Below are 20,818 nucleotides of genomic sequence, written 5' to 3'. Positions count from 1 at the left end.
ATGAAAAAGCTCATTATTATTCCCACCACATTATTGCTGAATGCGTGTTCCCATGCCCCTGAACCCGCACAGGCAAAAGGAGGTTGGTATGAACTGAATACCACAATTGAGCAGGTAAGAGCAGACACATACTATAACGGGGTGGCCCTTCAGCAGCCCGTGTCACAGCCAAACAGCACTGTTCAATACAGCAATGATAATTATCTCAAAAAGGAAGCCATAAACGTAACTCCCGCGCCTCGTATTGCAGAAACCGTAAAACCACGTTCTGAGCAATCAGCGACAGCGCCAAAAAACCAGGGCAGCAATAATAGTTTTCTGAAGCCGACAACAAACAGCATAACTTCATCTGGTGAGATAAAAACAGCAGCCAAAGGAGCAACTAAACAGCATTCTGAACAACCAGCACTCTCTCCCGCAAAGCCAATCAGTAGCAACAACCATCAGGCACAAACGGCACAAAAGACTGATCAGCAGACAAAACCGCGTCCTGAACAACCACCGCTAATGTCAAAAAGCGGTTTTCTGAAAAAAAACGCTAACAACGCTGTTCCGGCCACCACGCTTACAGGCCCATCAACACCTGAAAAGCAAATTTACTTTGTTCGCCATGATGGTAAAGGCTCGCTGCAAAAAGCATTAAAAGAAATTGTCCCATCGGACTGGACGGCTGAAATATCCCCGGAGGTAACGAAAACTTTCCGTCGCACGATATCCTGGCAGGGCAACGATCAATGGCCTTATGTCCTGGATAAAATGCTTCGCAACTACGGTCTGACGGTAATTAAGAACACCGAAAAAAGACATCTTCTGATTGATTTTCAACAACAGAAAGGGAAAACATCACAAAAAGCACCTGTATCTCCTGACAAAACCCCTGCATCTCCTGTCAGGACACCAGTTTCCTCTGACAAGTTACCTCAAAAACCGCTAACGCCTGTCACCGTTCCGCAAAAACAGACAGAAAAACTCACCTGGAATCTTAAAAAAGGTTCGACGCTGCGGGATGGCCTCACCGAATGGGCGTCAAGTTCACCGTGTGGTAATTCAACCTGGAATCTTGTATGGGATACTCCTGTGAACTACAGAATAGATGCTCCTCTTATTTTCCGGGGAAACTTTGAATCTGCATTAAAAGATACGCTGATGCTTTATCTTTCAGGAGATAAACCGTTATACGCATTCAGGAATATTTCACAATGCGTAATCACAATTAAAGACACACAACAGGAGTAATCGCTATGGGTTGGTTCTTCAGCTTGCTCCTGATATTCCTGTCAATAGGCAGTTACTATCTGACAGATAACAATAACCAAACCATACAGCGAATGAAGTTGCTTCCTGCAAAACAGGAAGCAATTGAATTTGTCCATTTCGCAAATGTTATCAATGACTATCTTTATAAATATCCAGACAAACGTAATTCAGGAGGAACGTTAACATCTGAGCAAATCGGTATAACACCCGTTTATGATATTCATCATATTATTTACGGTAAGCGAGTTTATATCTGGTCTGCCGATACAGAAGGTCTGATGTCTGCTTTGCAGCAGCAAACAAAACATTCAGCAATGTTAGGAAGAGTAAAAAATAAGAAGATTGTCGATAATCAGGGGAATGATATGGGCGTTCCCGTTCCTTCCTCCATTCCAGAAGAGGCTATTGTACTCATTAACTAAATATCCCCTGACAAGGGGATTCTGAACTGGAGTCTGCATATCCGACACATCATTATGTGGGCCGGATATATCGCTACGGCGCGGACTTCAGTCCAGAAAATCTTTACCGGAGATACCCATGCAGGATAATGATGATCTCAGCGAGCTTGATATTGCCACTCGTGAAGTCCTTATCTTACGATGCAATCTTATTCAGCTTGCTTCTGAATATATAAAAATAAATCCCCTTAAAAACACCCGAATCTATACAGATTTAATTCATCGTTCAGCAGATGTTATCAAAAATATCGAACAAGGTAACATCCAGAATAAACATAATTATCTGTCACAGGATGTAAAACATACGCTTGTTTTATACGACCTGTACAAATCAGACTTTGAACAATGTCCGGGGGCAAAATCCCTTATACCTGTCAGGGAAAAAATTGTCTCGCTGAAAGAACTTCTTTCCGGCGCTAATGAGCTGGACAGTATCGTTCGTCGCCCCCGCAGGAAAAAACGTTCTTCACGAATTTAATATCAGGAGATAAATCCCTTATGCAGTTATCAGCGGCTGTTCTGGCAGCACTGATAAGTCAGTGTGCCCCTGATGTATCACCCGATACGATGAATGCCCTGATTATGACTGAATCAGGGGCTAATCCATATGTAATAGCGAATGTTTCTGACGGAACAAGTAAGTATTTTAAAGATGAAAAAGGAGCTATTGAATATGCAGAAAAATTAACAGCAGAAAATAAAAGATTTAGTGCAGGTCTGACACAGATATACAGCAAAAATTTCCCATCACTCAATCTGACTAATAAAACAGTTTTTGACCCGTGTACAAATATAAAAGCAGGAGCGGCAGTCCTGACGGACAATTATCTGAGACAAAAGGAGGGTAGTAGTAATCAAAAAATTCTCCGCGCTTTATCTTTGTATTATTCGGGTAACGAATCAACAGGATTTATTAAAGAAAAGAAATTTAACAACACTTCTTATCTGGAACGGGTTATTCGTAACGCGAATAACTATATCGTGCCATCAATCCGTGAAAAAACTGATGAATCAGAAATAAACCCCCCGAATGATGAAGAGAAAACATCACCGGACTGGGATGTTTTTGGAGATTTTAATTAATGAAAGTCAAATCAACTTTGCAGTATTTTATCCTGGCGTTTTTCCTGTCACTAACCGCCTCCGTTGCCTATGCAGGTGGACTCGACACCGCAACAAATACCATGACAGAACTTAAGACATGGGCATTTAGCTTTGGTGGTGTTTGTGCTTTGTGTTACCTGATCTATAACGTCATCATGGCATTCATGGAGAAGAAAAGCTGGTCTGATGTAGGAATGGCGCTTGTCTATTGTTCCCTCGCTGGCGGTGCACTTTACGCCGGGAACTGGGCGCTGGAACTCTTCAAATAAGTAATCCATATATACAACTGTGCCGCATATTTACCTTATGTGTGAATTGCGGCTTTTTTCATGGTGAGTTATGGACAAAGTAAATGAACATGTCAGTGAGTCATTCATGACTTATAACGGGTTTAACCGTCCTGCGTTAATTGCTGGTATACCCTTAATGTTGTTATTGTTCACGGCTTTTTTCGCTGTTCTGACAGGCTTCCCCGCTATTTTCCTTTGGGGTATAAAAGGGATAATTATTCCTGTCATATGTGCGCTGTTTCTTTTTATAGTAAAACTGGCCTGTGAAAATGACTCAAACGCACTAAGAGTCATCCGTTTAAACCTTATGGGGCTTTTGTTAAAAATCCGCCACAGAGATTTAATTATTGGTTATTCATCTGTCAGGTAACATATATGCACAAAATCAAATTAAAAAACAGTGACAATATGGATGTTGCTCGTGAATATCCCGATTATCGCTTCCATATAACAGACAGTATTATCTTTACTTCTGACAGGAAAATGCTGGCTTCACTTGTTGTAGCAGGCATTCCATTTGAGACAGAGAACGATAATGTTCTTACAAATTTATTTAACAGCGTTAAAAACTTCCTGATTGGGTTAGGAAAGGAAGGCGACCTGTATTTATGGACTCATCTTATCAAGAAAAGAGCAACCATCAATGGAGAATGGAATTTTGACAATGATTTTCTAAGCAGGTTTTCAAAAAAATACCTTGCTCTGTTCACATCCAGCGCATTCTATAAATCAACATGGTATCTGACATTTGGGATACCCTACGATGATGTTGATACCGGAATCGAGCGCATGAATGAAATGACACAACAGGCGCAAAAAGCACTTCTACCATTTAACGCTTCTTTATTATCCGTATACAATACTTATATTAGTGAGGTGGCAGACTATCTATCACTATTGCTAAATGCAGAACATAACATGATTCCTTTATCATCCACCCCCTTATCATCCAGTATTTGTGATTCTGAATGGTATTTTGGTGCTGATGTTCTTGAACTGCGTAACAACGAATCGGATAGTAAAAAATTCGCAACGAATTATATTTTGAAGGATTTCCCGATAGAAACAACCCCCGGACAATGGGATTTCCTTCTCAAACAACCCTATGAATTTATTCTTACTCAATCCTTTATTTTTGAGTCACCAACAAAAACCCTGAAGAATATCGATTCACAGTTAAACAAACTACAATCAGCTAATGATGCAGCCAAAATACAGCAGGAAGAACTCGAAGCTGGTAAAGAAGCGGTCGCAGCCGGAATTACGTTGTTTGGTTCACTACACTGCGCATTAACGGTATTCGGTGATACACCAGATCAGGCCAGAAGCAATGGTATAAAGCTCTCTGCTGAGTTTATTACTTCGGGTAAGGGATTCCGCTTCAGTCGCGCCTCACTCGCATCACCTTTTGTTTTTTTCAGTCATATGCCGCTGAATAAGAGGCGTCCACTGGATACCCGAAGAACAATTACCAACCTGGCCTGTCTGATGTCTTTTCACAATTATTCCTCCGGGAAAAAATCAGGCAATCCTATTGGTGATGGCTCCGCCATAATGCCTTTAAAAACGGATTCAGGCAGCGTTTACTGGTTCAATACACATTACAGCCCACCGGAAAAAAATGTTACCGGGCAAAAAATTGCCGGACACGCAATGTTTCTTGGCGCAACAGGCACAGGGAAAACAACATTTGAAGCAACAGCCAGCGGCTTTCTTCAACGCTTTGACCCTTTAATGTTTGTTGTGGATTACAACCGTTCTACCGAACTTTTTGTCCGCGCATACGGAGGGAGCTATTTCACATTGCAGGAAGGTATCTATACCGGCTGCAATCCGTGGCAACTGGCAGAAGGCCCGGAATCTCCCGTCTGGCACAGACTTCTCGCATTTCTGAAACGCTGGACACAGGTTCTGGCACGAGACAACCAGGGCAACCCCTGTTCTGATGAACATGGCATTGAATTAAACGCTGCCGTGGAAAGCATTATGCGAATGCCTGTCGAAGAACGCCGGACAGCCCTTCTTCTCGATATAGTCAGTCCTGAACTTCAGACGCGTCTCGCCAAATGGTGCGACAACGGCGAATATGCCTGGGCGGTGGATTCCCCCCGGAATACCTTCAATCCACTGCATCATAAAAAAGTGGGATTTGATACAACCGTTGTCCTGGACACAAAAAACGGTATTCATCCTGCCTGTGAACCTTTACTCGCGGTCCTGTTTTTCTACAAAGAAATCATGCAACGCGGCGGCAATCTGATGCTCTCCATTATTGAAGAGTTCTGGATGCCAGCAAACTTTCCCATGACACAAAGCATGATTAAAAGCGCACTGAAAGCGGGGCGCATGAAAGGTGAAATGATGTGGTTAACATCACAGTCCCCGGAAGACGCCATAAACTGCGCAATTTTTGCGGCGCTGGTACAACAAACCGCAACGAAAATTCTCCTGCCCAATCCCGATGCAAAATGGGAAGGATATAAAGAAATTGGGCTTACTGAAAAAGAGTTTGAAAAACTCAAAGAACTGACGAAGGAGTCAAGGACCATGCTCATCAAGCAATCTGGCTCTTCTGTTTTCGCCAAAATGGATTTGTTTGGATTCGATGAGTTTATCCCCGTGCTTTCTGGCTCTGAAACTGGCCTGTCTATTTTTGATGAGATTATTGCTGAAAAAGGAGATGTAGCTCCTGATATCTGGATACCAGAACTCCTGAAACGCCTGAACGGTTAATTTCTCTGTTTTATACAGAACGGAAAACAATATGAAAATCCCCCTCATAATTGCCTCCGCGCTATTAATTAGTGCATGTTCTCACACCCCCAATCCTGTGCAGAAAAAAGGGGGATGGTTTGAGTTAAACACAGCAATTGAACAGATCAAAGCAGGTGATTATTAATGGAAAACACAAACTATTATGAACATTCAAAAAAAGAAGCCTCCAAAAAGAAATTTGAAGAAAAGAACGAAAAAAAGGATTATTTCAAGGCCATACGTGACTTTGAGCGTAGTGAAATTGAAATCATAAAGAAAAAGGCAAAAACATTTACCATTCTCGCCATTGGTGAATTTGTTGTAATTTGCATTCTTGGTTTCGCAATAGCCTCCCTTGCTCCATTAAAAACCGCTGTACCGTTCCTTGTGCGAGTGGATAACAGCACTGGATATACTGATATTGCCCCTCAATTATCTGATGCTAAGGAAAGTTATCAGGATGTTGAGACTAAATATTTCCTGTCAAAATATCTCATTAACTATGAAGCATACGACTGGCAGACTATCCAGGAACAGGCCGATACAGTAAAAACAATGTCTTCCCAAAAGGTGTTTTCAGCTTATGACACCATGATTCGTGCTGATTCCTCACCACTGAACATTCTGAAAAACAACTACAAAATTAAGGTCCAGATTAATTCAGTAATCCTTCTAAGGAAGGATATGGCGCAGGTGCGTTTCAAAAAAATGGTACTGGATTTATCTGGTAAACCCGCCCCCGGATACAGAGCAACAGAGTGGATTTCGACGATTTCTTTTGACTGGGATAAAGATATCAAAACAGAAAAAGAGCGCCTTGTGAATCCGCTGGGACTGCAAGTTCTGAGCTACCAACCTGATCCAGAGGTTATAAAATGATGCTTAAACGCACTACTGCGATAGTTCTTTTGTCGATGCTACAAGTACCTGGTGCTTTAGCAGCTATGTACGGCACACCATCGGAACGAGACGGGCGTATTCAGACCGTAGATTATAACGAGCAGGATGTATTTAATGTGCGCGTAAAAGCAGGCGCACAAACAACAATTAAGTTCGGACAAGACGAAACAATAAAAGATGTCGGAATTGGTGATCCAGAAGCCTGGTCAGTATCGGTCAGGGACAACACTCTGTTTCTGCGTCCAAAAGCAGAAGAACCGGATACAAACGTTACCGTTCAGACCAATAAGCATATATATCCTCTTTACCTGATATCAACCACGAAACAACCCACGTATATTCTGCGTTTTAATTATCCGAAACCACCGTCAGCTACCGTAATGACTGAAAAGCCATTTCCATGCACTGATGGTGGAATAATTAATGGTCATTATCAACTCAAGGGGGACAAATCAATTTTCCCTTATCAGGTATGGGATAATGGCGAATTTACATGCATGAGATGGACTAATAAACAGGAAATTCCGGTCCTTTATCGTGTTGATGCCGATGGAAATGAACATCTGGTTAACGGAGACAGAAATAAAAACACAATGGTTTACTATGACGTGGCTGAAAATCTCCGTTTGCGCCTGGGTGATCAGGTTGCAGATATCAGAACATCATCAATCGTTAATCGTCCGTGGAATAAAAAAGGTACGTCAAACGGAAAAACACGAGTAGAGAAGTTCAGCTATGAAAAATAAAGATGATGAAAAAAATAATGACGCGGGAAATCGCGGAATTATCGAAGTAAAAGGTAAAGCAGCACCAAAAAAAATATTAATCCTCATCATATTACTGATTGCCGCGTTATTTGTGATCATTATCTTGTTTAAAGTTCTTTCACGAGAACAGGTCGTTCAGCAAACACCTCTTGAGAAGTCTGACGAGACACTGGTCACAAATACCAACAATGGCGTTTCACTGACAACAATGATGAAAAACATCGAAGAAAAGGAAAAACTCGATGCCGCTAACCGCAGGAAAGCACAGGAGGAGCAAGAACAGAAACAGGCAGACAATGCCCCGTCAGCGCCAGCATCACAAAAGGCCGATCAAACAGCCGTCAATGTGATAGCCAACGGCAGTCCCCAAACCGCCAGTGGAGATCCAAACCAACCACAACCATTGCCAAAATCCGTCCGACAACTGATGGGCGACACAATGGTGAAGATCGACAATCAGGAACCAGGCGAAAAAAACCAGGAAAGAGATGATTTACAGGGCAGTCAGTACGCAGACGGAAAGGTATCCCCTGTGCTGAACCGCCGATATCTGTTATCTGCGGGAACAGCATTATCCTGTGTGCTCAAAACGAAAATCGTAACCTCTTATCCCGGTATCACAATGTGTCAGTTAACACGAGACGTCTGGTCGGATAACGGCGAAGTGCTTCTTGCCCGTAAAGGAGCATTACTGATCGGGGAGCAGAATAAAGTCATGACACAGGGAGTAGCCCGTGTGTTCGTTAACTGGACAACGCTCAAAGATGAAAATGTCAATGTGCGCATTGGCGCACTTGGCACTGACAGTCTGGGCGCTTCCGGCCTTCCTGCATGGGTCGATAATCATTTTGGTCAGCGTTTTGGTGGTGCATTGCTGCTGTCATTACTTGGTGATGGTTTAGATATTCTGAAAAACAGCACGCAACAAACAGGCTCAAACAGCAATATCACCTACGAAAACACATCTGACGCAACAAAAGAAATGGCAAAAACAACGCTGGACAATACGATAAATATTCCCCCCACGGCATATATTAATCAGGGGACTGTATTGTCTGTTATTGTTCCGCGAAATATCGACTTTTCATCCGTATATGAACTTCAGTAATTCAGTAAAGCAATTGATATGAATAACATCAGAGATACCAGTAATACATCACAACCACGAGATAACAGTAAAACCGCAAGACGATATCTGGATATGACGGGTATCCAGTCTGTTCTTAATATTGAACATGTCACAGAAATATCTGTGAATAAACCAGGAACAATATGGTTTGAAGGGAAAAATGGCTGGGAATCTAAAGATGCGCCAGACGCGACTTTTGATAATTTAATGACACTTGCCAAAACTCTGACGAACTTATCAAAGATAAAAATACCACTTAGCCATGATAATCCCATTGCATCGGTAGTTCTTCCCGGTGGGGAACGTGGACAAATCATCATTCCACCTGCAACGGAAAATAACAGCGTTGTGATATCTATCCGCAAGCCATCATTAACACGCTTCACTATAGATGATTATGTCCGAACAGGGCGTTTTGATAATGTCAGGATTGCAACAAAACACGAAGCAATACTGACTGAACGGCAACGCTACCTGTATGAATTATCCCGGCGTCCGGATGGTCAATCTAAAGCTCAATTTTTAAGAGAGGCAGTTAAAGACCGTCTTAATTTTTTAATCGTAGGTGGGACTGGCTCCGGTAAGACAACTATAGCAAAGGCAATTGCAGATATCTTTCCACCTGAACGGCGTTATATAACCGTTGAAGATGTACCGGAAATGTCTCTGCCGCTGCATCCAAACCACATCCGGCTTTTCTACAAAAAAAATACCGTTGAAGCGAAGGAAATCATTGAAGCGTGTATGCGATTAAAGCCAGATCACATCTTTCTTGCTGAACTTAGGGGTAACGAAGCATGGAGTTATCTGGAGGCGCTTAATACAGGGCATGAAGGCTCAATCAGTACCATTCATGCTAATAATACTTATGCCTCATTTTCACGACTGGCAAGTATTGTAAAACAATCTGATGTTGGTATGACTGTTGATATGGACCTCATCATGCGCACGATAAAAACATCAATTGATGTCATTCTTTTTTTCAACCATACCAGAATGACTGAACTGTATTACGAACCCGAAGAAAAAAATCGTTTTTTGAGCACAATGTAAATTGTGGAGATAACTATGAATGCAAAAAAGATGGGGGGGTTAATTCTCTTCCTGTTACTGCTTCTTGTGGGTGTGCTTATAGCCTCAAACTATCTCGGTGGATACACAGCATTAAGATATTCATCCGTTGATATGTCTTTGCTCAAGTGGGATACATTCCATTCTGTAATCTCAACATTTTCTGGCAACCCACAATATAAAAAACTCGTTTTTATGGCATGGTTTGGATTCAGCGTTCCATTAATATTCTTTGCCATATTCATGTTAATTGTCGTGATTGGGATTATGCCTAAAAAAGTCATCTACGGTGACGCCCGGCTCGCAACTGATATGGACCTGAGTAAATCAGGTTTTTTCCCGGATAAAAAATCACCTTACAAACATCCACCAATACTCATCGGTAAAATGTTCAAGGGGAGATACAAAAAACAATTTATTTATTTCGCCGGACAACAATTTTTAATTCTTTATGCCCCGACACGTTCTGGTAAAGGGGTGGGGATTGTTATCCCCAACTGCGTAAACTATCCAGGAAGTATGGTCATACTGGATATCAAACTTGAAAACTGGTTTTTATCAGCCGGATTCAGGCAAAAAGAATTAGGGCAAAAATGCTTTCTCTTTGCGCCCGCCGGATACGCGGAAACTATCGACCAGGCAATTAAAGGACAGATACGCTCTCACCGCTGGAATCCTCTGGATTGCGTCAGTCGCAGTGATTTACTTCGTGAAACGGACCTGGCAAAAATTGCCGCAATCCTTATCCCGGCAAGTGATGATCCTATATGGTCTGATTCTGCACGAAACCTTTTTGTCGGGTTAGGACTTTACCTGCTGGACAAGGAGCGTTTTCACCTGGAACAGAAAACCAAAGGTCATAATGTACCGGACGTTCTTGTTTCCATCAGCGCCATACTGAAAACGTCGGTTCCCGATAATGGAAAAGATCTCGCCGCATGGATGGGACAGGAAGTTGAAAATCGTAGCTGGATTAGCGATAAAACAAAATCATTCTTCTTTGAGTTCATGTCAGCACCAGATCGCACAAGGGGAAGTATAAAAACGAACTTTTCATCACCACTGAATATATTCAGCAACCCTGTTACTGCTGAAGCGACGAATTTCAGTGATTTTGATATCCGGGATATTCGTAAAAAACCCATGTCAATTTATCTTGGTCTGACACCGGATGCCTTAATCACTCATGAGAAAATTGTAAACCTTTTCTTCTCATTACTGGTTAATGAAAACTGTCGTGAACTGCCGGAACATAACCCGGACCTGAAATACCAGTGCCTTATTCTCCTGGATGAATTTACATCAATGGGTAAATCGGAGGTCATTGAACGCGCTGTTGGTTTTACAGCAGGTTATAACCTTCGCTTTATGTTCATTCTTCAGAATGAAGGACAAGGGCAAAAAAGCGATATGTACGGTCAGGAAGGATGGACCACATTCACTGAAAACAGTGCTGTTGTGCTTTACTATCCGCCGAAATCAAAAAATGCTCTGGCTAAAAAGATTTCAGAAGAGATTGGGGTGCGTGATATGAAAATATCCAAACGCTCAATATCCAGTGGTGGTGGTAAGGGAGGAAGTTCACGTACACGGAATGATGATGTAATAGAGCGCCCGGTTCTTCTTCCTGAAGAAATTGTGTCTCTCCGGGATAAGAAGAATAAAGCCAGAAATATTGCAATCCGTGAAATTATAACCAGTGAATTTAGCCGACCATTTATTGCCAACAAAATAATCTGGTTTGAAGAACCAGAGTTTAAACGCCGCGTGGATATCGCCCGTAACAATCCAGTTGAGATCCCACTCCTGTTCAAAGATAAAACAGAACTCATGAATAAAATAGCCAGGGATGCGGAAATTTATCTTTCTGACCAGAAAAAAGTCATGGTTGCCGGAGGAAATGTAATTACCAATCCAGACCTTGATAATCACGATAAAACAGACGTATCTGAATAATTCTCGCAACCAGCAAATAGTATTTTGCATATTCCATAAGGTAATTAAACATGAATAAAAAATTGCTTTATTTATTAATATCCTCTTTTTTATTATCAGGCTGTGCAAACTTCAAAAAAATCAATGCTAATGAACTTGCAGCCGAAAGAGACGCACAAAAAGCGACTGAATACGCGAAAAAAATTCGTAATAACCCGGTTATCCAGGACTCAACAAAACAATGGATTAATACAACGCCAATTATTGAAAAGCAGGTAAAGCAATCAGCGCCGCCCTGCCCGATTGTGATTAATACTCGTTCAGATATTGAGCTACGCCAGATCGCACAACGCATCACACAAACCTGTCATATTCCGGTACGAATCAGCGCCGATGTCTGGACCTATCTGAACGGTACAGGCACTGGCTCAACACAACAAATGACAGGATCAATTCCAGCACCGGATGCAAATGGAATGGTTCCTCTGGCGTCAGTAGGCAGTCAGCCAGTAAAAGTCTCTTCTGGCGGTACATCACTCCCGGAACTGAATATCTCCGGGCTTCCTGCCCTACTGCAAACCGTATCCTCACGGCTGGGAATATCCTGGAAATACGATAAAGGTCGTATCACATTCTTCTATCTGGAAACGCGCTCATTCCCGATCACATATATGGACAGCAATGTGGCATACAACTCAAAAGTTGTGAGCGGCACAATGTCTTCCAGCGGCAGTACCGGCTCTACCAGCTCTGGCGGTATGACTGGCGACGCATCAAATACGCAAACTACAACCGTGGAAATGAAATCATCGCTGTACAACGACCTGAAAAGCGAAGTTTCCTCAATGCTGACACCAGGCACAGGGCGCATGTATCTGTCCACTGGTTCACTGACAGTAACAGATACCCCGGATGTACTGGACAGCGTTCAGGAGATTGTGAACAAGCGCAATAATGAAATGAGTCGTCAGGTTGTGCTGAACGTTGAAATCCTGAGTATCAAGAAATCAAGCCAGGAACAGGCGGGAATCGACTGGAACGCTGTATTTAATGATGGTCATCTTGGTCTGAGTCTTGGTGGCTCATTTGGTGATGCCGCCGGGAATGTTATTACCAGTGGTGTATCCATCGTGGACGGTAAGCTGGCTGGCTCAAAAGCATTTCTGAAAGCCCTGTCGTCACAAGGCAGCGTCAGTGTCGTAACGCAAAACTCCGCTGTGACTAAAAACCTGACGCCCGTCCCTATGCAAATTGCCAATCAGCAGGGCTTCATTGAAAGTGTCACAACCGATTCCACCGCCAATGTGGGATCATCCACGTCACTGAATGCGGCAACAATAACGACCGGATTCAATATGACTCTGCTTCCATACATTCAGCCGGATTCACAAAACCTGCAATTGCTGTTCTCAATGAGTCTGTCTGACAAACCTACTTTTGAGGTGTTCGAAAGTGGCGGCAGTAAAGCACAAACACCGAATGTGGATTTGAAGACGATTAATCAGACTATTGACCTGAAATCAGGCCAGACAGTCATTCTGAGTGGATTCCAGCAATCAAACCGGAAAACCAGTAAGCAAGGTGTAATAACCCCCTCCTTCTTTGGACTTGGGGGGGGCGTTAACAGTGAAGACGGCGACACGATTCTGGTCGTTTTAATTACACCAAATGTGCTTAATTCCGGCTCCAGTGCAGTAATAAAAAATGTGAACTAATTAACTGAAAACTCCCTGAAAAACACAGGGAGTTTTTTTGGAGGTCACTTTGTCTGAGAATAATCAGAATAACCGGAATTTCACTTCGGTTATTAAAAACAAGCGTGCTTTTTTCTCCGGTCTGGACTGGAAAACGCTTCCTTCAGAAGAAAAGAATGCGCGTACATTCGCAAGAAAAAACGACGCTGAATATTTTCTCTCCTGTCAGTATCAGGATTCAGAAAATGAAACCAAAACGATGGTGGCATTTATCAGAAAAGAGGATCTTCCCACAGGGGCGTCCTCATTCTGGTCACTGGCACTGATGATAAAACCCCTCATCGAACCTGACGGATACGCTATCTGCGAACTCGGTGATCTTTATGGCTTTGTTTCCTGCGTCAATAACGTTCTCGTCAACGATGTTGTAGGTAACAAAAGTCAGATCATGAGTGCCCTGACAACATTTCTTGAGTTTAATGAAACACCAGAACCCGGCTGGAAACTATACCAGCCTGAATCATGGGATATCAGCCAGGCACTCCCCTCACTCACTCTGTCTGCGTTGATTGACGTAAAAAAACCGCCGAAAGAGGCGGCGTTTACTCGCGTATCCCGAAAACGTCAGTTCATGATTTATGGCGGAAGTGCCATTCTGGCCATACTGCTCTGGAACGGGATCACCATGTACCAGGAATACCGGGAAAAAGAAGCTGCGGCAGAAGCTGCACGTCTTCGTCTGGCAAAAGAAATGGCAGACAAACAGGCAATACAGATTGCCCCACCGTGGCAACATTTACCTGAAATAAAACCATTTATTGATAAATGCATTGATAAATGGGATGCACTGCCCTTATCGATCGCCGGATGGCGTTTTGACCTTGCTGAATGCAGCACATCCGGTAATGACGGGCTGTTACGCACATCATATAAGGAACTGAGCGGCGTTACGGTCGAGGACTTCAGCACACGGATACGAGAAATATTCCAGGGGACAACCACAGCAACTTTTGTATTGCCAGAAGGCAGCGCCGGGGGATTTTCTCTTCCTGTCAGTTTTGACGTTTCACCTGATCCAATTACCCCGGACACATTGCCACAGGCAACAGATATTCAGGAACGCCTGACAACATTTGCACAAAAAATGAGGTTAAAACTCACCTGGCAGGAAATTGAAAACACAAAAACAGATGAAGAAGGCCGTCCAATAATTCTCCCGTGGAACGAGTATGAATTAATGATTCAGACCAGCACCCCGCCTTCAATACTTTTCGCTAACTTTCATGAACCTGCCGTTCGCTTCCAGTATGCAGGAATAAAACTGGAAGAAGGAAGACTGAATTATGAGATTAAAGGTGCATTCTATGTTAAAAATAATTAAACCAACGATTATTTCTGTCTGTTTTTTCAGTTCACTTGCTTACGCAACAGAATCTGAAAGCACGCCAAAAGACGAAATAAAATATTCATCTCCGACCATTTTACAGGTAGAGCAGATTCAGGCTGAAACGGTAATTTACGAAGCAAAGCTGGCGCGTCAGAAGGCTGTCAGTGAATTGCGTAATCTTGATTTGAATGGTGTAGCGTCCGCAACGCCAGCAATAACGCCCTCTTCCGGGTATTCTTCTCTTGCAGATACCGATATACCAGCGCAACGTGTAGCCGCTAAATCACTTCGTGTTATTGAAATATTTGGTACACCACAACAAATGTCAGCACGAATTTCTCTCCTGGACGGGTCAGTAACTGATGTCAAGGTCGGGCAAAGTATTCCTGGTACTTCTTATAAGGTGGCATCAATCACCGGTAATGGCGTCTGGATTCAGAATGGTACAGAGAAACGCCAGCTTATTCTTTAATGCTATTGAAAGAGACGACACATAATGTTTTTTTCTGACGCAGACTATCCCGGAAAAGATATTTCTGATGTTGTATACGTCAGTATATCTGAAAAAGACGATAAACCTGTTCATGTTTATATCGCTGATAACAGTAAAGGACAGCGTGCTGTTCAGGCTTATATTGGCACTCTGAATGTTAAATATCCCGGAAAGGTAAATATAACCTGGACCACTCTTGATGTTATCGCATCCCGCTACCAGGACAGCGAAAGAAGGTCTGATTCAAACTCATCACAACACTTAAACAGCAACCAGGAAAAGGTCATTAGCTACCTGGCGAAAGCAAACAACCTGGGAAGTTCCGATTTGCACATCACACCTGGTCGGGACGGTTCCGAGTTCACTTATGTCGAAGCACGCGTGCATGGGGAACTGGAAATTCTGGATGTCATCCCGCGTAAAGAAGGGCTGGAATTGCTGGGTGCTGCCTATTCTGGAATGAGCGATGTTATCAAAGGTACGCAGTTTGACCCGGCAATACCGCAGGATGCACGTATCGCAGAGAATTTTCTGAAGCCTGTAAATCTTTTTGGGGCGCGCTATTCGCATTATCCGTGCGTGGGTGGTGTGTACGCGGTCTTCCGCCTGATTAAAGATGACAGCGAGGATATTCCCACTTTCGAAGAACTTGGCTACATGCCACAACAAATCCAGACAATCAGGCGAATGTTACAACGCCCGGAAGGAATTATCGTTTTATCCGGCCCTACAGGGTCCGGTAAGTCAACGACTCTGAGAACGGCTTCAGAAGCCTATCTGAGCACGTTTGGTTTCAACCATAACGATAATATGCGTCTCCCCCGAAAACGCCTTTTCACCATTGAATCACCGCCGGAGGGCCGCATTCCCGGCGCAATACAGACGGCAGTCAGGGATTCCGTCGATGGCTGGGTTGACGCGATTAAATCCGCTATGCGACTTGATCCAGACGCGATACTGAACGGCGAAATTCGTGATCACGCATCGGCATTAGCAGCAATCAAAGCCTCGATGACAGGCCACCTTCTGCTGACGACCTTACACGCCAACGATGCACTGAATATTATTGAGCGCCTTGAAATGGAGAATATTCAGGCCAGGCTGATTGCAGATCCTCTTCTGTTTATCGGTCTGCTGAGTCAACGGCTGGTACAAAAACTCTGTCCTTACTGTAAGCGCACTTATGCTGAAATGGCAGACAAACTGAGTACAGAAGAACGGAAACTCATTGAGGAAAATTGCCTGCCGGAACAGGTCCGGCTGCGCAATCTTGACGGTTGCGAGCACTGTTATAAAGGCGTAACGGGAAGGACGGTTATAGCAGAAGTCGTCTCACCCGACGCACGTTTTTTTCAGTTATATCGTCAGTCCGGGCGTCTGGAAGCAAAATCATACTGGCACTATGAACTTGGAGGAATTACCCGTAATCAGCACTTATTACACCTGATTAATCATGGCCTGGTAGATCCGCTGTCCGCACACTTCATATCCCCCATTGACGAAGATAAATACTCAATGCTCCCGGAGGGGACATGGCGATAAAAGATATATTTGAGAAACTCAATTCGATAGAAATTGATTTCTCTGGAATATCCCACTGGCTGGCAAAATACACATTCAGGTATTCCAGAATAAGTTTATATGAAGATTTATCTGGAATGTTAAATGATGGCATAAATGTAAAGCGTGCTCTTACACACCTGATTGATGTAGAAACAGACTACGGAAAGAAAACGGGGTCTTCTGCAACCTACTATATTTGTTGTGAGTGCCTTAATGCACTGAATAACACAGGGGCAATATCTTCAGCATTAAAAAAATATATAAAGGAGGATGAATATCAATTAATATCCAGCGGTGAAATTCGCGGCGACCTTGCCGGGGGATTAGTTCAGGCCATAAAAATTGTCAGAAGTCGTTCTGAAATGACAATGACTCTTGTTATGTCGATGATTTATCCATCCGTTCTGTTTTTTGGTTGTCTGGTAAACATGTATATGGTCCACGATACCATAACACCTGTTTTCCTTTCTCTCGCACCGAAAGAACGCTGGACAACTTCTATGCGATTACTGACAGATACGTCTGGTTTCCTGATAGAAAACGGGACGTATATTCTCTGCTTCTGCATCGTACTGTTTTTCCTGATCAGATATTCGCTTGCGCGTTATACAGGACCAGGCCGTCAGTATCTTGATTACATTCCCCCCTGGTCACTTTATAAAACATTTAATGGTGTAAGTTTTCTCTTCAACATGGCCTCCATGTTAAGTATTGATATTCCCGTTGCAAAAGCACTGGAAAGGCTGGAGAAAAACAGCACTCAAAACAGATGGCTACTCGAACGAATAAAAGAAATAAGGAGATATGTTTTACTTGGACAGTCACTTGCAATGGCAATGAAAAGTTGCGGTTATGACTTCCCATCGAAATTATGCATTAACAAACTATTACTTCATTCTGAAAATGCTGACAATGCATTGATGATGTCTAACTATGCTGATAAATGGCTGGAGGAAGCAAAAGGAAAAGTCAAATCAACAGGAGTCTGGATAACTGTAGTATCCGCATTAATTGTTTTCGCATTTATTGTAATGATGATTACTGCTCTCTACGATGTCAGTAACGTCCTGCAACACTAATCCCTAATATTTTTAACCTCTCAATAAATAAGGAATTATTTATTATGTCTTCTATTAATGTTTTAAATATGCGTTCTGTTTTTTCTTCTCTTTCTGCACGCCGTAAAAAAGAACAGGACAAAGGGGCAACACTGATGGAAGTGTTATTGGTTGTTGGTGCTATTGTTGTACTTGCAGCAGGTGCATATAAACTCTATTCAATGGTGCAATCCAACATTCAATCATCCAATGAACAAAACAATGTCCTGACAGTGATTGCCAACATGAAATCACTGAAATTCCAGGGGCGTTATACTGACAGTAACTATATTTCCACTCTGTATAAACAAGGATTGTTACCATCCGATATGATCGCAGATTCCACTGGCGCAAGCGCGAAAAATCCGTGGGGCGGCTCCGTCAAAATAACAGTATCAACGGATAAGTATTCCTTTAATGTTGTAGAGGAAAAAGTCCCACAGAAAAACTGCATGGCAATGGTAAACGCCCTGCGTTCTTCCAGCGCAATCTCCAAAATTAACAGCACTTCCACATCAACCGTCAGTGCAGCAACTGTTTGCGCAACTGACAGCAATACGCTGACCTTCAGCACTGATTCCTGATTTTTCATGTGCATCGGATAAGCGCCTTCGGGCGCTTATTTTTTCCATGTTTACAGGAGGAGTATTGTGCGTTCTGTTCTTTATATCCTGCTATCATGTATTTCATCATTAATCTTTTCATTGCAACCCGCATATTCAGCGACAACGACCCGATTTGATGCCTGCTTTGCACAAGCCGGGCAACGTTACCTGATTGACCCCCTGCTTCTGAAAAGCATTGCCACTGTAGAAAGTTCACTCATACCAGACCGGATAAATCACAACAAAGAAAAAGGAAAAATATTAAGCACCGATTACGGACTAATGCAAATTAATTCATCACACATCCCTAACCTGAAAAAACTTGGCGTAATAAAAGACAAATCAGAGCTTATTGATAACCCCTGTCTCAATATACAAATTGGCGCGTGGATTCTGGCAACACATTTTCAGAAGTGTGGCATAAACTGGAGTTGTCTTGGCAGTTATAACGCTGGTTTTAAAGAAAGTAACGAACAGAAAAGAATCAAATACGCACGCTATGTCTACAATAAATACATGGTAAGGTAACTTATGCTAAACAGCATATTTAATACGGCGATACTTTGCTGTGCAAATATCGTCTGTCAATGCTACGCCTACAATGAAGTTAAATTCCGCTTAAATAAACTTAATGTATCTTATAAAACCGGAACAGAGAAATATTACTGTCTGATACTGACAACGCTTGCCGTTCTGTATCTTTCATTAAATCAGCTATCCCTGATTCAATCCATAATAGTGATTGTTTTCTATGCCTTCCTTACATTAATGGCCTGTATAGACCTTCTTTCATTTCTACTACCACGCCTTTATACCGTGACATTTATCTTCTCCGGCCTGTTATATCAGACATGGAATAACAATATATTGTCTGGTTTGTTTTGTGCAATGCTGATGTTCTTCATTATGCTGTTTGTAAGACTTTACTTTGCATATAAAAACGGAACGGAAAGTTTCGGCATGGGAGATGTGCTACTTATTGCAGGAACTGGCGTATGGTTTCCAACGCCTGAGATTGCCTGTTCAATTGTATTTATTGCCGTTATCGGCGGAATTATTTTCTTCACTCTTGGCGGATTAAACAAGCAAAAAAAATATATTCCATTTGGTCCGTTCCTTTGTGGCGGAATGTTTGTTTACTCACTCGTACCGGGAATATTATTCTGAGGATTAAGAGCAATGAAAAAGACAGATAAAGGTGTATCTCTCCTTGAGGTATTACTTGTCATCGGCATAATGGTGATGGTTATCCCTAAAGTTTATGAAAACATTGAAAACCATCTGAATAATGTTCGCTGGCAGAATGCAGCAGAACACGCAAATACCTATAACACCGCTGTTCGTAATTATGTTGCTGACAATGCATCAACACTACTTGCTGGCTCTTTACCCAAAACAATCACGCCAGCAACACTCATTCAGAAAGGCTATCTGAAATCTGGTTTTTCTGAATCCAATTTTGGACAAAGCTACATTACCGGTATTGCAAAGAACAGCAAAACATCCCGTCTGGAAGCCCTGACCTGTAGTAATGGCGGTCAGTCCCTGTCAGAAGCCGGAATGCGCTCGGTAGCAAGCATGATTGAAGGGCTTGGCGGCTACATCAACAGCAGCAAGCAGGCGATTGGCGCGGGTGGCGGCTGGTCTGACACGCCTTCAAACTATGGGCTGAACTGCGCGACCGGGCATATTGCAATGGCACTTGTTGGCGCTGATTTGCAGGAAAGCGACCGTTTGTATCGTTACTCCATAACTAATCGTCCCGACCTTAACAGGATGCATACGGCGATTGATATGAACAGCAACAATCTGAACAACGTCGGCACTTTAAACGGCAACGCCGCCGCGCTCTCCGGCGATATCAGCGCACGTAACGGTACGTTTTCTGGCGCAATTTCAGGAAATACAGCCACAACCAACGGTGATATCACTTCGAATAATGGCTGGCTGGTCACAAAAAACAGCAAAGGCTGGATGAACAGCACCTATGGTGGCGGCTGGTATATGTCCGATTCATCCTGGTTGCGCAGCGTGAATAATAAAGGGATTTACACTGGCGGCCAGGTAAAAGGTGGAACTGTACGCGCTGATGGACGCCTCTATACAGGCGAGTATTTACAGCTTGAAAAAACAGCAACGGCTGGCGCTTCCTGCTCCCCTAACGGGCTTGTAGGCCGCGACAGTACAGGGGCGATACTTTCGTGCCAATCCGGTGTGTGGAGAACTTCCGGTTCCTCTAACGGTAGTTACAGTAATCTTGGATCACACAGAGGATCATTTACTGGTCGCAATACAGGAAGTGGTACGCTGT

Annotated in this window: 21 protein-coding genes; all 21 read left to right on the top strand. The window is 42.9% G+C overall.

All coding sequences use genetic code 11. The features are described from left to right. On the top strand, window positions 1-1,236 hold the full coding sequence (locus ACJHX7_RS22370; protein ID WP_061582503.1) for a TcpQ domain-containing protein: 1,236 nt from the start codon (window positions 1-3) through the stop codon (window positions 1,234-1,236). A gap of 5 nt (window positions 1,237-1,241) precedes the next feature. Continuing rightward, a complete protein-coding gene (gene pilM, locus ACJHX7_RS22365; protein ID WP_000539665.1) occupies window positions 1,242-1,679 on the top strand; it encodes a type IV pilus biogenesis protein PilM in 438 nt (145 codons plus the stop codon). 118 nt (window positions 1,680-1,797) lie between these two features. After that, the gene (locus ACJHX7_RS22360) at window positions 1,798-2,196 is read left to right on the top strand and encodes a hypothetical protein (RefSeq protein WP_001153665.1); all 399 of its coding nucleotides are present in this window, start codon (window positions 1,798-1,800) and stop codon (window positions 2,194-2,196) included. Between the two features lie 20 nt (window positions 2,197-2,216). After that, window positions 2,217-2,801 (top strand): lytic transglycosylase domain-containing protein, encoded by a 585-nt coding sequence (locus ACJHX7_RS22355; protein WP_113433697.1) that lies wholly within the window; start codon window positions 2,217-2,219, stop codon window positions 2,799-2,801. Then, window positions 2,801-3,091: a conjugal transfer protein gene (locus ACJHX7_RS22350; protein WP_000865479.1), complete on the top strand. Its 291-nt coding sequence runs from the start codon at window positions 2,801-2,803 to the stop codon at window positions 3,089-3,091. Before ACJHX7_RS22355 ends, ACJHX7_RS22350 begins: the two co-directional genes overlap by 1 nt. A 70-nt stretch (window positions 3,092-3,161) precedes the next feature. After that, window positions 3,162-3,482, top strand: coding sequence for a VirB3 family type IV secretion system protein (locus tag ACJHX7_RS22345; protein WP_000362080.1), 321 nt, complete (start codon window positions 3,162-3,164; stop codon window positions 3,480-3,482). A gap of 5 nt (window positions 3,483-3,487) precedes the next feature. Beyond that, window positions 3,488-5,845: a VirB4 family type IV secretion system protein gene (locus ACJHX7_RS22340; protein WP_000548950.1), complete on the top strand. Its 2,358-nt coding sequence runs from the start codon at window positions 3,488-3,490 to the stop codon at window positions 5,843-5,845. Window positions 5,846-6,010: 165 nt separating this feature from the next. Next, on the top strand, window positions 6,011-6,745 hold the full coding sequence (locus ACJHX7_RS22335) for a virB8 family protein (RefSeq protein WP_000432282.1): 735 nt from the start codon (window positions 6,011-6,013) through the stop codon (window positions 6,743-6,745). Window positions 6,746-6,810: 65 nt separating this feature from the next. Continuing rightward, window positions 6,811-7,512 carry a TrbG/VirB9 family P-type conjugative transfer protein gene (locus tag ACJHX7_RS22330; protein WP_000274524.1) on the top strand — a complete coding sequence of 234 codons (702 nt, stop codon included), beginning with the start codon at window positions 6,811-6,813 and terminating at the stop codon, window positions 7,510-7,512. Then, a complete protein-coding gene (locus ACJHX7_RS22325; RefSeq protein ID WP_000790640.1) occupies window positions 7,502-8,641 on the top strand; it encodes a TrbI/VirB10 family protein in 1,140 nt (379 codons plus the stop codon). Before ACJHX7_RS22330 ends, ACJHX7_RS22325 begins: the two co-directional genes overlap by 11 nt. Before the next feature lie 18 nt (window positions 8,642-8,659). Continuing rightward, on the top strand, window positions 8,660-9,715 hold the full coding sequence (virB11, locus tag ACJHX7_RS22320; RefSeq protein ID WP_001059977.1) for a P-type DNA transfer ATPase VirB11: 1,056 nt from the start codon (window positions 8,660-8,662) through the stop codon (window positions 9,713-9,715). A 15-nt stretch (window positions 9,716-9,730) separates the two neighbouring features. Then, a complete protein-coding gene (locus ACJHX7_RS22315) occupies window positions 9,731-11,689 on the top strand; it encodes a type IV secretory system conjugative DNA transfer family protein (protein WP_410231697.1) in 1,959 nt (652 codons plus the stop codon). A gap of 50 nt (window positions 11,690-11,739) precedes the next feature. Further along, window positions 11,740-13,383, top strand: coding sequence for a PilN family type IVB pilus formation outer membrane protein (locus ACJHX7_RS22310; protein WP_054173908.1), 1,644 nt, complete (start codon window positions 11,740-11,742; stop codon window positions 13,381-13,383). Window positions 13,384-13,432: 49 nt separating this feature from the next. Then, entirely contained in the window at window positions 13,433-14,743 is a 1,311-nt protein-coding gene (gene pilO2 / locus ACJHX7_RS22305) for a type 4b pilus protein PilO2 (protein ID WP_001454111.1), read from the top strand. Continuing rightward, a complete protein-coding gene (pilP, locus tag ACJHX7_RS22300) occupies window positions 14,727-15,221 on the top strand; it encodes a type IV pilus biogenesis protein PilP (protein ID WP_000912553.1) in 495 nt (164 codons plus the stop codon). Before pilO2 ends, pilP begins: the two co-directional genes overlap by 17 nt. A gap of 24 nt (window positions 15,222-15,245) precedes the next feature. Continuing rightward, window positions 15,246-16,784, top strand: a complete 1,539-nt coding sequence (locus tag ACJHX7_RS22295; protein ID WP_000466225.1) for a GspE/PulE family protein — start codon at window positions 15,246-15,248, stop codon at window positions 16,782-16,784. Then, entirely contained in the window at window positions 16,775-17,884 is a 1,110-nt protein-coding gene (locus ACJHX7_RS22290) for a type II secretion system F family protein (RefSeq protein WP_000974900.1), read from the top strand. The genes ACJHX7_RS22295 and ACJHX7_RS22290 overlap by 10 nt, the downstream gene beginning before the upstream one ends. 44 nt (window positions 17,885-17,928) lie before the next feature. Next, window positions 17,929-18,486, top strand: coding sequence for a type 4 pilus major pilin (locus ACJHX7_RS22285; protein ID WP_000095051.1), 558 nt, complete (start codon window positions 17,929-17,931; stop codon window positions 18,484-18,486). 66 nt (window positions 18,487-18,552) lie between these two features. Then, window positions 18,553-19,035, top strand: coding sequence for a lytic transglycosylase domain-containing protein (locus ACJHX7_RS22280; RefSeq protein WP_001258095.1), 483 nt, complete (start codon window positions 18,553-18,555; stop codon window positions 19,033-19,035). 3 nt (window positions 19,036-19,038) lie between these two features. Continuing rightward, window positions 19,039-19,674, top strand: a complete 636-nt coding sequence (locus tag ACJHX7_RS22275) for an A24 family peptidase (RefSeq protein WP_000934978.1) — start codon at window positions 19,039-19,041, stop codon at window positions 19,672-19,674. A 12-nt stretch (window positions 19,675-19,686) separates the two neighbouring features. Then, on the top strand, window positions 19,687-20,818 hold a 1,132-nt coding region (pilV, locus tag ACJHX7_RS22270; RefSeq protein ID WP_251362479.1), incomplete at its 3' end, for a shufflon system plasmid conjugative transfer pilus tip adhesin PilV.

The sequence above is a fragment of the Escherichia sp. WS1451 genome (assembly GCF_046487365.1).
GTDB lineage: Bacteria > Pseudomonadota > Gammaproteobacteria > Enterobacterales > Enterobacteriaceae > Escherichia > Escherichia coli.
The sequence above is the reverse complement of the archived record's forward strand: the minus strand, read 5'-3'. Positions and strand labels throughout refer to the sequence as shown.